The sequence below is a fragment of the Rugamonas sp. FW305-51 genome (assembly GCF_058786935.1).
Map to the genome: position 1 here is coordinate 16985 of NZ_JBYSZG010000008.1, position 14305 is coordinate 31289.

General features: G+C 65.2%; 12 protein-coding genes. 7 read left to right on the top strand and 5 right to left on the bottom strand.

Going from position 1 to position 14305, the window contains the following annotated elements; all coding sequences use genetic code 11:
* The first annotated feature begins 5 nt into the window (after positions 1-5).
* The 3 genes from AC3WOS_RS07995 to AC3WOS_RS08005 all read left to right on the top strand — a co-directional run bounded on the left by AC3WOS_RS07995 (position 6) and on the right by AC3WOS_RS08005 (position 2371).
* Positions 6-656 (top strand): carbonic anhydrase, encoded by a 651-nt coding sequence (locus tag AC3WOS_RS07995; protein WP_492715364.1) that lies wholly within the window; start codon positions 6-8, stop codon positions 654-656.
* A 20-nt stretch (positions 657-676) separates the two neighbouring features.
* Positions 677-904 carry a DUF3079 domain-containing protein gene (locus AC3WOS_RS08000; protein WP_492715365.1) on the top strand — a complete coding sequence of 76 codons (228 nt, stop codon included), beginning with the start codon at positions 677-679 and terminating at the stop codon, positions 902-904.
* A 318-nt stretch (positions 905-1222) separates the two neighbouring features.
* Positions 1223-2371, top strand: a complete 1149-nt coding sequence (locus AC3WOS_RS08005) for a ribosomal protein uL16 3-hydroxylase (RefSeq protein WP_492715366.1) — start codon at positions 1223-1225, stop codon at positions 2369-2371.
* Positions 2372-2408: 37 nt separating this feature from the next.
* On the opposite strand, the gene AC3WOS_RS08010 is transcribed toward AC3WOS_RS08005, so the two are convergent.
* On the bottom strand, positions 2409-3095 hold the full coding sequence (locus AC3WOS_RS08010) for an SDR family NAD(P)-dependent oxidoreductase (protein WP_492715368.1): 687 nt from the start codon (positions 3093-3095) through the stop codon (positions 2409-2411).
* 321 nt (positions 3096-3416) lie between these two features.
* Here AC3WOS_RS08010 and AC3WOS_RS08015 point away from each other — a divergent pair, with 321 nt between their 5' ends.
* Positions 3417-5453, top strand: coding sequence for a putative bifunctional diguanylate cyclase/phosphodiesterase (locus AC3WOS_RS08015; RefSeq protein WP_492715369.1), 2037 nt, complete (start codon positions 3417-3419; stop codon positions 5451-5453).
* Between the two features lie 38 nt (positions 5454-5491).
* Here the strand turns inward: AC3WOS_RS08015 and AC3WOS_RS08020 are convergent, their stop codons facing one another.
* From AC3WOS_RS08020 to AC3WOS_RS08035, 4 genes are all read right to left on the bottom strand, one after another.
* Positions 5492-5899 carry a hypothetical protein gene (locus tag AC3WOS_RS08020; RefSeq protein ID WP_492715370.1) on the bottom strand — a complete coding sequence of 136 codons (408 nt, stop codon included), beginning with the start codon at positions 5897-5899 and terminating at the stop codon, positions 5492-5494.
* A 54-nt stretch (positions 5900-5953) separates the two neighbouring features.
* Positions 5954-6532 (bottom strand): PAN domain-containing protein, encoded by a 579-nt coding sequence (locus AC3WOS_RS08025; protein ID WP_492715371.1) that lies wholly within the window; start codon positions 6530-6532, stop codon positions 5954-5956.
* A gap of 45 nt (positions 6533-6577) precedes the next feature.
* On the bottom strand, positions 6578-7504 hold the full coding sequence (locus tag AC3WOS_RS08030; RefSeq protein WP_492715372.1) for a hypothetical protein: 927 nt from the start codon (positions 7502-7504) through the stop codon (positions 6578-6580).
* Between the two features lie 144 nt (positions 7505-7648).
* Complete coding sequence (locus AC3WOS_RS08035; RefSeq protein ID WP_492715373.1) at positions 7649-8041, bottom strand: hypothetical protein; 393 nt, start codon at positions 8039-8041, stop codon at positions 7649-7651.
* Between the two features lie 241 nt (positions 8042-8282).
* Here AC3WOS_RS08035 and AC3WOS_RS08040 point away from each other — a divergent pair, with 241 nt between their 5' ends.
* The 3 genes from AC3WOS_RS08040 (at position 8283) to narH (ending at position 14232) form a co-directional block, all read left to right on the top strand.
* Complete coding sequence (locus AC3WOS_RS08040; protein ID WP_492715374.1) at positions 8283-8798, top strand: nitrous oxide reductase accessory protein NosL; 516 nt, start codon at positions 8283-8285, stop codon at positions 8796-8798.
* Positions 8799-8952: 154 nt separating this feature from the next.
* Positions 8953-12648, top strand: coding sequence for a nitrate reductase subunit alpha (locus tag AC3WOS_RS08045; RefSeq protein WP_492715375.1), 3696 nt, complete (start codon positions 8953-8955; stop codon positions 12646-12648).
* A 27-nt stretch (positions 12649-12675) separates the two neighbouring features.
* Positions 12676-14232 (top strand): nitrate reductase subunit beta, encoded by a 1557-nt coding sequence (gene narH / locus AC3WOS_RS08050; protein WP_492715376.1) that lies wholly within the window; start codon positions 12676-12678, stop codon positions 14230-14232.
* The last annotated feature ends 73 nt before the right edge of the window (positions 14233-14305 follow it).

Here is a 14305-nt window from a genome sequence, read left to right on the forward strand (position 1 = left end):
CATAAATGGAAGCTATCGAAAAATTTGTGCGCGGCTTCAGCCGCTTCCAGCAGCAGTATTTCGCCGAATCGCAGACGCTGTACGACAGCCTGCGTGCCGGCCAGCGTCCAGGCACACTGCTGATCGGCTGCTGCGACTCGCGGGTCGATCCCATGCTGCTGACGGGCAGCGACCCGGGCGACCTGTTCGTGATACGCAATATCGCCAACCTGGTGCCGCCGTGCACGCCGGACGCGCCGCCGGGGGTGAGCTCGGCCATCGAGTTCGCCATCTGCAACCTTGAAGTGGCGCGCGTGATCGTGCTGGGCCACGCCCGTTGCGGCGGCATCCGTGCCCTGATGGAACCGCGCAAGAAGCTGGCCGATACGGATTTCGTGGGGCGCTGGATGAAGATCGCCGAGCCGGTGGCCAACCAGGTCAAGCGCAACCTGGCGCACCGCAGCGACGAGCACCAGCACAAGGCGTGCGAGCTGGCCAGCATCCTGCATTCGCTGGACAACCTGCTCACCTATCCGTGGCTGAAGGAGCGGGTGGAGCGGGGCCTGGTCAAGCTGCACGGCTGGTATTTCGACATAGAGAGCGGCGCGCTGATGGCCTATTCGGCCCGCCAGCAGCAATTCCTGCCGCTGGTTTGTCCGCTGGAGCGGCGCGGATAGGGAATGAAAAGGAGTCAGGCATGGCCAAGGTATTCCCCATCAACCCCAAGCATCCCGAGCGCATCTGCTGGGGCTGTGACAAATACTGCCCGGTCGACTCGCTCGCCTGCGGCAACGGTTCCGAGCGCACCCAGCACCCGATCGAGTTGTGGGGCGAAGGCTGGCAGGACTTCGGCCTGAACGCCCCGGCCCAGCCCGACGGCGCACCGAAAGGCGAAGTCGCCCGGGACGAGCCGGCAAGTCCATAAAAACCCGGGACGTAACACAGTTTAAAAATGGGGACGCAAGAAAACCGGAAAATGGGGACGTACCCCATTTATTCGGACAAGCAGGAAGGTGCGTCAATCAGCGAGGGCGGCCAGGCCGCCCCGCCGCCCCCAGAGTAGCGGACGCGGAAATGGGGCGGAAATGGGGTACGTCCCCATTTACGTCCCCATTTACATCCCCTTCAAAATCGGAAAATGGGGTACGTCCCCATTTAATTTGTTCTTGATGCCGTTGGTATCGCCTGGCGCGGGCCGGTGGTACAACGGCGGCCTGGCACTTTCTCTTTTCTCTGGTAACGCATGCACACTTTACACCTCGCTGATTTCTCGCTTGAGCATTTCCTTCAACATTATTGGCAGCGCCAGCCGTTGCTGATACGCCAGGGCTTCCGCCAGTTCGACGATCCGATCAGCCCCGATGAACTGGCCGGCCTGGCCTGCGAGGAGCAGGTCGAGTCGCGCCTGGTCTATCGCCGCGACGGCGCCTGGCAGGCGGAAACGGGGCCCTTCGATAGCTACGAGCATCTGGGCGAACGGGAATGGTGCCTGATCGTGCAAGCGGCCAATCACTGGTCGTCCGACGTGCAGGCGCTGGTCGAGCCGTTCGCTTTCCTGCCCAAGTGGCGGCTCGATGATGTGATGATCAGCTATTCCACCCCGGGCGGCGGCGTCGGCCCCCACATCGACCGTTACGATGTGTTCATCTGCCAGGGTTCGGGCCGGCGCCGCTGGCGCGTGGGGGCGCGCGGCAATCACCGCGAGTTCGCGGCCCACGAAGCCTTGCTTCATACGGATCCGTTTGAAGCGATCATCGACGAGGAACTGCTGCCCGGCGATATCCTCTACATCCCGCCCGGCTTCCCGCATGACGGCGTGACGCTGGAACATGCGATGAGCTTCTCCGTCGGCTACCGCGCCAAGTCGGCCTGCGACATGTTCAGCGCCCTGGCCGATCACCTGATCGACAAGGAACTGGGCAACGGCCTGCTGGAAGACGCGGGCCGGCCGCTGCATCGCCAGCAGGGCCGCATCGACTGCGCCGACTTCGCCCGCATCCGCGCCCAGCTGCAGGCCGTGCTGGACGACGAGGCCCTGATGGCCGACCTGGCCGGCGGCTACCTGTCGCGCACCAAGTGCCCGCTCGACCTGCAAGCGCTCGAGTCGCCCTATGAGGAACAGGAACTGGCCGATGCCCTGCAGGCCGGCGCCACGCTGGTGCGCACGGGCGGCCTGCGCTGCTTCTATGTGGATGCGACGGCGGAGCAGGGCATGTGCTATGTGGACGGCGAGCGGATGGACTTCGGACCCGACGGCAGCGGCTTTGTGCCTGTGCTGTGCGACCACGAGCGGCTCGACGGGGCGCAACTGGCGCCGTGGCTACGCCAGCCCGCCATCCTGGCTGCGCTGACGCGGTGGGTGAATGCCGGCTATTGGTATTTCGACGAGTGACCGCATCCGCAGCCGCATGCGCCGCAAGTGGCCGGCTCTAGCGGTAATTGGTGCCGTTGTTCATGTCGAATACTTCGCCGTTGATGCATGGCGGTGCGTCGGTGGCGAGCCAGCACACGGTGGTGGCGATCTCTTGCGCCGTGCAGAAGCGCTGGTTGATGGTAGCCGCCCGCAGCCGCTCCTTGCGCTCCTGCGGAATGGCTTTCATCATGTCGGTCTCGACCGGGCCAGGCGCCACCGAGTTGGCGACCACGCCGCGCGGCCCATGGCTGCGTGCCAGCGAGCGCATGGCGTTCGTCAGCCCCGCCTTGGCGATGCCGTACCAGATGTCGGGATGACCGATCTCACCGGCGATGGAGCCCATGCTCACGATGCGCCCACCGCCGTTGGCGGCCATGGCCTCGGCCACCCTGGCGCTCAGGCGCACGGCCGAGATCAGGTTGACTTGCAACATGTGCGCGATGGCCGCCTCGTCATAGTCGTTGGCCGTCATCGCATTCATCTGGCCGGCATTATTGATCAGAATATCGGGCGTGCCGATGGCGTCGACCGTCTTGCACAGGGCGGCATAGTCGCGCATGTCGGCGGGCCACCAGGTGGTTCCTTCCAGCGGCGCCGCCATGGCGGTGCGCGACAGCACGTGCACGTGATAGCCGCGCGCGACCAGTAGTTTGGCGATTTCCAGTCCGATTCCACGGCTTCCGCCGGTGACGATAGCTTGCATTGAGATGGCTCCGTTTGCGGCCGGCGGCAATGGCGATGGGTACGCTGGCCAGGCCCGCATCCATCCCCTGTGTTGCGTTGCCGGCACTTGTTGACAATAGATAAGATTATCATGTTATCAATTTCTTTGCCAGCGGCATAAGTTGTCCTATGGCCATTCTAGTGTGGCAATTGCAGCATGGCCGTGCGAGGAAACTTGACGATCTGAAACAACTTCGCTAGCCTGAATATTGAACTGCTAGCCGGTAATTGCCACGTTTTGCGGGATGGAAACGCCATGACCGAATCGGAAGAGTGGGCCCAAACCGCCCCGGGAAACGAGGTGTTGAAGCAGCTTCGGCTGGCCGACACCTATTTCAAGCACAGTGTCAGCAGCCTGGTCATTCTCGACCGCCATTTCAACTTCATCCGGGTCAACCAGACCTACGCCACAGCCTGCCGGCGCGACATCAACGATTTTGTCGGCCATAACCATTTCGACCTGTATCCATCGGACGCGCGGCAGATTTTCGAGGAAGTGGTGCGCAGCAAGCGCCGCTTCGTCACCTTCACCCGGGCGTTCGAGTTTGCCGACCAGCCCGAGCGGGGCGTTACCTACTGGGACTGGACCCTGGTGCCCGTGCTGGACGCGGCCAGCGAAGTGGAATACCTGGTGTTCTCGCTGGTCGAGGTCACGGAGCGCAAACGGGCCGAGGAGGCGCTGCGGCTGGCATACCTGGTCTACCAGCACAGCGCCGAGGCGATGATGGTGACCAATGGCGAGAACAACATCGTGGCCGTCAACCCGGCGTTCAGCCGCTTGACGGGCTACAGTGCCGACGAGGTGATGGGACGCAATCCCAGCCTGTTGCAGTCGGGGCGGCAAGATGCCCAGTTCTACCGTCAGATGTGGCAGCAGCTGGACAGCTGCGGCCACTGGAGCGGCGAGCTGTGGGACCGCGACCGCCATGGCCGCGAACTGGCCCTGCGCCTGTCCATCAACACGGTCTACGATGAACACGGCGCGCCATGCCAGCGGGTGGCGCTGTTTTCCGACGTCACCGAACGCAAGCGCACGGAGCGGCTGATCTGGCGCCAGGCCAATATCGATGCGCTTACCGGCGCGCCGAACCGCTACCTGTTCAAGGAACGGCTGCAGCAGCAGCTGGCGCAGGCTCCGGCCGCGCTGGCGCTGCTGCTGATCGACCTCGATCACTTCAAGGAAGTCAACGACACGCTGGGCCACGACAAGGGCGACGAATTGCTGATCGAAGCGGTGCGCCGCATCGATGCCTGCCTGGGCGGCTCGGACCTGGCGGCCCGCCTGGGTGGGGACGAATTTGCCGTGGTGGTCACGGACGGCGCCCAGCTGGCCGGCCTCGATGCGCTGGCCGCGCAGCTGGTGGCCAGCGTGGCGGCCCCGTACCGGCTGGGAACCGAGCGCGCTTTCGTGTCGGCCAGTATCGGCATCGCCCACTATCCGGAGGACGCCGCTACCATCGCCGATCTGCTGCGGCACGCTGACCAGGCCATGTATGCGGCCAAGGGGGCAGGGCGCAACCGCTACAGTCGCTTCAGTCACGCGCTGCAGGACGCGATGCAGCACCGCATAGGCCTGAGCAACGACTTGCACGATGCCCTGGCGGCCGGACAGCTGGACGTGCACTATCAGCCCATCGTCGAGCTGACGACGGGGCGCATTTGCAAGGCAGAGGCCTTGCTGCGCTGGCAGCATCCGCGGCACGGGCCGGTGGCGCCGTCGGACTTCGTGCCGCTGGCCGAAACGGGCGGCATGATCATCGAGATCGGCGACTGGGTGTTCCGGCGCGCCGCCGACGAGGTGCTGCGGCTGCGGGCGCTCGATTTTCCCGCGTTCCAGATCGCGGTCAACGTCTCGCCGCTGCAGTTCCGTAACGACGACGGGCTGCAGCAGCGCTGGCTGGCCCACCTGGCGGGGCTGGCACTGCCGGCCGGCAGTGTCGGCATCGAGATCACGGAAGGGTTGTTGCTGGACGTGAGCACGGAACTGACGGACACGCTGCGCGGCTTCAGCGCGGCCGGCATCCAGATCTCGCTCGACGACTTCGGCACTGGCTATTCGTCGTTGGCCTACCTGACCCGCTTCGACATCGACGTGCTGAAGATCGACCGCGCCTTCGTCCACCGCATGGAGAGCCAGGCGCAGGACCTGGCCTTGTGCGAAGCCATCGTGGCGATGGCGCACAAGCTGGGCCTGAAGGTGGTGGCGGAAGGGGTGGAGACGGAGGGCCAGCGCGCATTGCTGGCGGCGGCCGGCTGCGACTATGGCCAGGGCTACCTGTTCGCGCGGCCCATGCCGGCGCCGGAACTGGAGGCCTGCCTGGCGCGCAGCCGCCATTGAAGGGCAGTGGCGGTTGCGCTTCGGCCCGGCGGCGCCAGTTACGGAGTTTGCGAAATGGTGGCCGCCCAGGTGCCGGCCGGTTTGCCGGCGCAGCTATAGTTGCCTTCCGCACCGCCGGGACGTATGGTGCCGACATAGGTGCAGCCGCCCGCCCCGGAGCCACCCTTGCGCGTGATGGTGACGCTGTTGCCATGGATGGAAATCTGAATATCGTCCTCGGCAAGGCGCTGGCCGTTCTTGTTTTGGAATACGCCACGGAATATGGGTCCGCTGACCTGCGTCCAATCCCAGCTCCAGTTGCAGCACTCGCTGCCGTGCCAGTGCCGGCCGCGCAACCCCTCCATGCCGGCGGGCAGGTTCTCAAGCTGCTGGGCCAGCACATCGGTGGCCAGGCCGGCAAGCAAGATCGCGCCGCTGGCGGCCGATAGTATCGTCCATCGTTTCATGTTGCTCTCCTGTCGAGTGAATGATCGTGTAAGGGATCGCGCAGCGGCGCCGCGTCAGCGGGCGCCGGAGACGCAGCAGCTGTCGGCGCTGGCCGGCCGTACCGTCCCTTTGAGCCAGCAACGGCCCACGGGGCCCTGGACGCCCGGCTTGACCCAGGTGAAGCTGTGGCAGCGTCCATCCTGCTCGCAACGGGCGCGGCACATGGCCGGGTCGGGGGTGGCCGGCTCGTTCCATGGATTGTTGTAGTCGCCGCCGCCGCGGTTGGTGTCATATTCGAGCGGCCCCATGGCACCCGTCACGGGCGCCGGATGGCCGGCCAGGAAGGCCGCGCAGGTGCTGTTGCCCGGGATCGCCCGGCTGCAGCCGCATTGGACGCGGGTGTAATCCTGGCAGCTGGTGAAGCCGCGCTCATCGCGCAGCCGGTAGTTTTTGATCAGGTCGCAAGCCTGGCCGATCCAGGTGCTGCTGTCACCTTGCAGCTTGATGAAGTTGCCTGGCGTGACAAACCACGGGCCGTCGGGATGCTCCAGGTCATGGACGAAGGTCGGTTGCCAGAAATTGCTGTCGCAGGGGGCTGCCCGCAGTCCGGCCATCGTCAATAGCAGCATGGCAGCCAGTAGCAAAGTGCGCATCGTGGTTCTCCTCGGTGGGTTTGGAGCGATCGAAGTGCAGGAAAATTATAGAGAACATCGCGCCTGACGTTTGTTGTATTTCGGGCCGGCCGGCGCGGTGCGGCCCGCGCATGACGGCGCGGCCGATAGCAGCGGCCGCAGCAGTTCGTGCGCCATGGCGCGCACCGTGCCCCGCTCGTGACGCTCGCTGTCGGCCAGCCTGCGCCGGAATCGTTCGTGATCCATCCAGTCCAGCGCCTCGCTGTATGCGTAGGTCTGCAATTTGATCTCGTTACCGGCATGGTCGGGGCCCAGCCGGCGCCAGCGCGCGATCAGGTCCGCATACAGCTGGTCGAAGCTCAAGGCATGCGACGCAGGCGTGATCGGGGCGGGCAAGGATGCCGTAACGGCAGGCAGGCATTGTTGGCATACCGCCTGCGCCAGCGCCATCACGGCCATTCCCGGCCCCGGGGCAGTGATGGCGTACAGGCTGGCGCCGTTGCTGACGTTCCAGGGCAGCATGTGGGCGCAGGAGGCGTCCGAACGCAAGCGGAGCGGCCGGTGGCCGGCCACCAGCACGGTGAGCTCGGCTGCCAGGTAAAGGGGTGCGCTGGCCGCCGCCGTTTCGTCGTTGCCGCAACTGTGCATGCCTGACGATGGCAGCATGCTGGCCATGGCGCTGCCCGCGGCCTGTACTTGCGCGTGCGGAACGGCGGCCGGGAATGCTGCATGGTCATCGCGCCATGCGGTGTAGACTTCGGTGCGCTCATCGGCGCTATCCGGTAACTGCCGGAGGACGGCCAGCCGCAGCGCGACGACAGCCCGGGCGGGAAAGGCGCCATCCACCGGCGGCAGTTGCGCCATGTCGTTTGCCAGCCGGGTGAATCGGGCGACGGCGCCCGCGGGAGCGGATGGGGGAGGGGCGATATGCAGATCCTGCGCGGCGGCCACGTGGGCCAGCAAATACGACAGTAAAATGCCCCAAGGTTTCATCGCCGCTGCCCCCTCGTAGTCCCCGCAAGGCTGACCACCTGGTCGGCCTCTGCAAGCTTAACGCGTGGCCGCGAGGCGCGGCTGACAACGGACGCAAGTATTTTGTGGCGGCGCGCCGTGCCCGGCGGCCTGCCGGGTATCACACTAGCTAAATTGCAGCAGCTCGCCCTCGCCGTCGAACGCGAGGAAGCGCTCCATGCGGCCTTCCTGGATGGCCTGCACCATCTCCTTGAGCGCGGCTTCGGTCTTGCGCGCGTCCGGCAGCTGGCCGGCGCTGCCCGACAGGCTGGTGACGAGCACCACGTCCCACGGCGCCCCCATGGCGCGCGATTCGGCCGCCAGGTTGGCGAAGGTGTCGAGCTCTCCCACCTGCTTGTCGACGCACATGACGGGCGCCAGCGTGCCGCGCCGCGGCGCATCGGCGTTGGCCGGGTCCACGGCCTCGTATTCGGCGCGGGTGAACGTAAACAGCAGGCGCTGGGGTTCCGCCTGCATGGCGGCGGCCGACAGCAGGTCGGTAAAACTGGCGATATTCACAGGTGTTTCCTTTCGTTGTACTGGCGCCATGATGCGACACGAAGAAAGGCCGCGCGCGCCAGCCTCATGTATAACCCGGCGCGGCCGCCATGGCCATCGGCGCGAGTGGCTAGCGGGGCTAGTCCTTTTGGCGGAGGGCTGTCACGGAAATCCTTGAGGCACATCATATTCTTTGCCGGCCCCGATCCGGACAATGGTGTGATGGGCGGCGCGGCCGCTGTGTGCAAGGAAAGGTTTTACCATGTTGTCGAAAAAGCGCCACTATCTGAGCGTGGCCACCCAGGCGGTGGCGCTGGCGGGCTTGCTGCGGGTGCTGCTGCTGGCGCCGTCGCTGCAGCCGTCGGACGCGGACGCGCGCCCGGCGCCGCCGCCCACGGCCCAGGCGGCCGATTGCCCGTCGGCGCCGGCCGGCCAGATCCAGTACGACCAGGGCCGCCCCGTATTCTATTGCTCGCTGTCGGCCATGTTCGCCATGCTGGCCTCGGTCGAACAGCCCGGCTTCGTGCGCGCCAGCTTCGTGCAGGACGCGGCGCCGGCAGGTAAGGCAGCGCCGGCCTGGGTGGCCGCCAGCCATGCCACTTACGTGCTGCGCGGCGCGCGCGAGCAAGCGGTGCTGGCCGCCTTCGCCTCGCCCGGCCACGCGCGCGCCTATGCGCAGGCCGGCGGCGGCCGCCTGCTGTCGTACCAGCAGTTGCTCACGGCCGCCAGCGCGCCCGCTGTCACGGATCGCATCGGCGGCCTAGTCACAAATAGCTAGCGTCACTACTCCTTCTCGCGCCGCCCCCCAGACTTCTTGCCGATTCACACTAAACATCACCCTGCGTAGACTGGCTCTATCGACGGCCTCACGCATGTTGCGTGGGGAGGTGTTTATTTCCTGGTACCGGGCAAGGTGCAAGTGAGGAGGCAGCATGAGTCATTTTCTGGATCGCCTGAAATTCTTCAGCAAAACAAAATCAACGTTTTCCAACGGTCACGGGGCAGTCGTGCACGAGGACCGTACGTGGGAAAACGCCTACCGCCAGCGCTGGCAGCACGACAAGATCGTGCGTTCCACGCACGGCGTGAACTGCACCGGCTCCTGCAGCTGGAAGGTGTATGTGAAGAACGGGCTGATCACGTGGGAAACCCAGCAGACGGACTATCCGCGCACGCGGCCCGACCTGCCCAACCACGAGCCGCGCGGCTGCCCGCGCGGCGCCAGCTATTCCTGGTACGTCTATTCGGCCCAGCGCGTCAAGTACCCGATGGTGCGTGGCCGCCTGATGGAAATGTGGCGCGAGGCGCGCCTGACCATGGACCCGGTCACGGCCTGGGACTACATCAGCCAGAACCCGGAACGGGCCCAGCGCTATAAATCGGTGCGGGGCCTGGGCGGCTTTGTGCGCGCCGACTGGGACACCTGCAACGAGATGATCGCGGCCGCCAACGCGCTGACGATCAAGAAATACGGCCCGGATCGCATCGCCGGCTTCTCGCCGATTCCCGCCATGTCCATGGTCAGCTACGCGGCCGGTACCCGCTACCTGTCGCTGATCGGCGGCGTGGCCCTGAGCTTCTACGACTGGTATTGCGACCTGCCGCCAAGCAGCCCGCAAGTGTGGGGCGAGCAGACCGACGTGCCGGAATCGGCCGACTGGTACAACTCCACCTACCTGATGGTGTGGGGCTCGAACGTGCCCATGACCCGTACCCCGGACGCCCACTTCTACACGGAAGTGCGCTACAAGGGCACCAAGACGGTGGCCGTGTCGTCCGACTTCGGCGAGATGGCCAAGTTCGGCGACATCTGGCTGGCCCCCAAGCAGGGCACGGACGCGGCGCTGGCCATGGCCATGGGCCACGTGATCCTGAAGGAATTCCATACCGACGGCCAGTCCCAGTACTTCAAGGACTACGCCAAGCAGTACACCGACTTCCCCATGCTGGTGCTGCTCAAGGAGCAGAACGGCACGCTGGCGCCGGAATACTTCCTGCGCGCCTCGCACCTGGCCGACAACCTCAACGAAACCAACAATCCGGACTGGAAGACGCTCGTCATCGACGACGCCAGCGGCGAGATCGTGGCGCCGGGCGGCTCCATCGGCTTCCGCTGGGGCGAATCGGGCAAGTGGAACCTGGAGATGAAGCAGGGCGGCAACGGCCAGCCGGTCGATCCGCGCCTGTCCCTGATCGGCTGCGCCGATGAAGTGGCCAGCGTGGGCTTCGCCTACTTCGGCGGCAAGGACGCCAGCGACCTCCTGATGCGCAACGTACCGGTCAAGCGCATCACGCTGGCCGACGGCAGCAGCGCTCTGGTGGCCACCGTGTTCGACCTGACGTTGGCCAACTACGGCATCGACCGCGGCCTGGGCGGCGGCAACGTCGCCACCAGCTACGAGGACGACGTGCCTTACACCCCGCAGTGGCAGGTCAAGCACACGGGCGTGAAAGCGGCCGACGTGATCACCGTGGCGCGCCAGTTCGCCCAGAACGCGGACCAGACCCGCGGCAAGAGCATGGTCATCGTGGGCGCCGCGCTGAACCACTGGTATCACATGGACATGACCTACCGCGGCATCATCAACATGCTGATGATGTGCGGCTGCGTGGGCCAGTCCGGCGGCGGCTGGGCCCACTACGTGGGCCAGGAAAAGCTGCGTCCGCAGACCGGCTGGACCCCGCTGGCATTCGCCCAGGACTGGAACCGTCCGATGCGCCAGATGAACGGCACCTCGTTCTTCTACGCCCACACCAGCCAGTGGCGCCACGAGAAGCTGCACACCGAGGAGATTTCCTCGCCGACGGCCGGCGCCGATGTCGCTCCGATGACGCTGTTGGACTACAACGCCAAGGCCGAGCGCATGGGCTGGCTGCCGTCCGCACCGCAGCTGGAAACCAATCCGCTGGAAGTGGCGCGCGCCGCCGCAGCAGCAGGCCAGGACCCGGCCGCCTACGCCGTGCAGCAGATCAAGGACGGCAAGCTGAACTTCTCGTGCGACGATCCGGACAATCCGGCCAACTTCCCGCGCAATATGTTCGTGTGGCGCTCCAACATCCTGGGCAGTTCCGGCAAGGGCCACGAGTACTTCCTCAAGTACCTGCTGGGCACCCAGAACGCGCTGATGAGCGACGAGGACAAGTGCATCAAGCCGCGCGACGTCAAGGTGCGTCCGGCCGCCGAAGGCAAGCTCGATCTGCTGGTGGTGCTGGACTTCCGCATGTCCACCACCTGCCTGTACGGCGACATCGTGCTGCCGACGGCCACCTGGTATGAGAAGGACGACATGAACACGTCCGACATGCACCCCTTCATCCACCCGCTGTCGGAAGCCGTGCAGCCGCTGTGGCAAGCGAAGTCGGACTGGGAAATCTACAAGGGCCTGGCCAAGAAGTTCTCGGAAATCGGCGGCGCCTACCTGGGCACCCAGAAGGACCTGGTACTGACCCCGCTGCTGCACGACACCCCGGGCGAACTGGGCCAGCCGTTCGATCCGAAGGACTGGCGCGCCGGCGAGTGCGAGCCGATTCCCGGCAAGACCATGCCGAGCATGACCGTCATCGAGCGCGACTACACCCAGATCTACAAGAAGTTCACCTCCGTCGGCCCGCTGCTGGAGTCGATCGGCAACGGCGGCAAGGGCATCAGCTGGAAGACCGGCCACGAAGTGGACGTGCTGCGCGGCGTGAACCGCACCGTGCTGGAAGAGGGTATTTCGCAGGGCCAGCCACGGCTGGAGAGCGCGATCGACGCATGCGAGATGATCCTGTCGCTGGCACCGGAAACCAACGGTCACGTGGCCGTCAAGGCCTGGGATGCGCTGTCCAAGATCACGGGCCGCGACCATACCCACCTGGCGCTGCCGCGCGAGCATGATTCGATCCGCTTCCGCGACGTCCAGGCCCAGCCCCGCAAGATCATTTCCTCGCCCACCTGGTCGGGCCTGGAATCGGAAGAGGTCAGCTACAACGCCTGCTACACCAACGTGCATGAACTGATCCCATGGCGCACGCTGACGGGCCGCCAGCAGTTCTACCAGGATCACCGCTGGATGCGTGATTTTGGCGAGGGTTTGTGCGTCTACAAACCGGCTATCAACACCAAGACGACGGCCACCATGCTGGGTGCCCAACCGAACGGCAACAAGGAGATCGCGCTCAACTGGATCACGCCGCACCAGAAGTGGGGTATCCACTCCACCTACTCGGACAACCTGCGCATGCTCACGCTGTCGCGCGGCGGCCCGCACGTGTGGCTGTCGGAGATCGACGCCAAGGCGGCCGGCATCGTGGACAACGACTGGATCGAGGTGTTCAACGTGAACGGCACGCTGACGGCACGCGCCATCGTCAGCCAGCGGGTACCGGAAGGCATGACGCTGATGTACCACGCCCAGGAGAAGATCATCAACGTGCCCGGCGCGGAGATGTCGGGCAAGCGCGGCGGCATCCACAACTCGGTCACGCGGACGGTCACCAAGCCGACCCACATGATCGGCGGCTATGCCCAGCTGTCCTATGGCTTCAACTACTACGGCACCGTCGGCTCGAACCGCGATGAGTTTGTCCTGGTACGCAAGATGGACAAAGTCGATTGGCTGGAAGGCCCATTGTCCTCCAAGGCCTGAAACCGTCAACGATAGTGAGGTAAATACATGAAAATCAGAGCGCAAATCGGCATGGTGCTGAACCTGGACAAGTGCATCGGTTGCCACACCTGTTCGGTCACCTGCAAGAACGTGTGGACCAGCCGCGACGGCGTGGAATACGCATGGTTCAACAACGTGGAAACCAAGCCCGGCATCGGTTATCCGAAGCAGTGGGAAAACCAGGACAAGTGGAACGGCGGCTGGCGCCGCACGGCCGGCGGCAAGATCGAGCCGCGCCAGGGCAGCCGCCTGAAGATCCTGGCCAACATCTTCGCCAACCCGAACCTGCCGCAGATCGACGAGTACTACGAGCCGTTCACCTACGACTACGAGCACCTGCAGAACGCGCCGCTGTCGGAAACGCCACCGACGGCGCGCCCGATCTCCGTCCTCACCGGCAAGAAGATGGACAAGATCGAATGGGGTCCGAACTGGGAGGACGACCTGGGCGGCGAGTTCGCCAAGCGCAGCCAGGACAAGCTGTTCGACAACATGCAGAAGGAGATGTACGGCACCTTCGAGAACACCTTCATGATGTATTTGCCGCGCCTGTGCGAGCACTGCCTGAACCCGACCTGCGTGGCTTCGTGCCCGTCCGGTTCCGTGTACAAGCGCGAGGACGACGGCATCGTGCTGATCGACCAGGACAAGTGCCGCGGCTGGCGCATGTGCATCTCGGGCTGCCCGTACAAGAAGATCTACTACAACTGGTCTTCCGGCAAGGCCGAAAAGTGCACCTTCTGCTACCCCCGCATCGAAGCGGGCCAGCCGACCGTGTGCTCGGAAACCTGCGTGGGCCGCATCCGCTACCTGGGCGTGCTGCTGTACGACGCCGACAAGATCGAGTCGGCGGCCTCGGTGGCCGACGAACGCGACCTGTATCCGTCGCAACTGGGCCTGTTCCTGAACCCGCATGATCCGGAAGTGATCGCCGAGGCGCGCCGCCAGGGCATCCCCGATTCGTGGCTGGAATCGGCCAAGCGCTCGCCCGTCTACAAGATGGCCGTGGAATGGAAGGTGGCCTTCCCGCTGCACCCGGAATACCGCACGCTGCCCATGGTGTGGTACATCCCGCCGCTGTCGCCGATCCAGGCCGCGGCCGAATCGGGCCAGCTGGGCAAGAACGGCATCCTGCCCGACACCAAGAGCCTGCGCATCCCGGTGCAGTATCTGGCCAACCTGCTGACGGCGGGCGACCAGGTGCCGGTGCTCAAGGCGCTGGACCGCATGCTGGCCATGCGTGCCTACATGCGCGGCAAGAGCGTGGAAGGGGTGGAACACCTCGAGCCGCTCAAGCAGGTGGGGCTGGACAAGAACACGGTGGAGGACATGTACCACATCATGGCCATCGCCAACTACGAGGACCGCTTCGTGATCCCGAGCAGCCACAAGGAAATGGCCGAGGACAGCTTCAACGAGAAGGGCAGCTGCGGCTTCAGCTTCGGCAACGGCTGCTCGGACGGTGTGACGGACCACAGCCTGTTCGGCAAGCGCAAGCAGGGTTCGGCCATCTTCATGTCGATGCCCAAGTCGCGCAAGAAGAAGGAAGTGCTGGACGTCTGATGCCGGCGGGGGGGGGGGGGGGGGGGGGGGGGGGGGGGGGGGGGGGGGGGGGGGGGGGGGGGGGGGCGGCGGG

What these genes read in the sequence shown, in the direction of transcription:
- narH (WP_492715376.1), top strand. Translation starts at nt 12,676, where the DNA reads ATGAAAATCAGAGCGCAAATCGGCATGGTGCTGAACCTGGACAAGTGC.
- AC3WOS_RS08045 (WP_492715375.1), top strand. Translation starts at nt 8,953, where the DNA reads ATGAGTCATTTTCTGGATCGCCTGAAATTCTTCAGCAAAACAAAATCA.
- AC3WOS_RS08005 (WP_492715366.1), top strand. Translation starts at nt 1,223, where the DNA reads ATGCACACTTTACACCTCGCTGATTTCTCGCTTGAGCATTTCCTTCAA.
- AC3WOS_RS08000 (WP_492715365.1), top strand. Translation starts at nt 677, where the DNA reads ATGGCCAAGGTATTCCCCATCAACCCCAAGCATCCCGAGCGCATCTGC.
- AC3WOS_RS08025 (WP_492715371.1), bottom strand. Translation starts at nt 6,532, where the DNA reads ATGCGCACTTTGCTACTGGCTGCCATGCTGCTATTGACGATGGCCGGA.
- AC3WOS_RS08040 (WP_492715374.1), top strand. Translation starts at nt 8,283, where the DNA reads ATGTTGTCGAAAAAGCGCCACTATCTGAGCGTGGCCACCCAGGCGGTG.
- AC3WOS_RS08020 (WP_492715370.1), bottom strand. Translation starts at nt 5,899, where the DNA reads ATGAAACGATGGACGATACTATCGGCCGCCAGCGGCGCGATCTTGCTT.
- AC3WOS_RS07995 (WP_492715364.1), top strand. Translation starts at nt 6, where the DNA reads ATGGAAGCTATCGAAAAATTTGTGCGCGGCTTCAGCCGCTTCCAGCAG.
- AC3WOS_RS08030 (WP_492715372.1), bottom strand. Translation starts at nt 7,504, where the DNA reads ATGAAACCTTGGGGCATTTTACTGTCGTATTTGCTGGCCCACGTGGCC.
- AC3WOS_RS08010 (WP_492715368.1), bottom strand. Translation starts at nt 3,095, where the DNA reads ATGCAAGCTATCGTCACCGGCGGAAGCCGTGGAATCGGACTGGAAATC.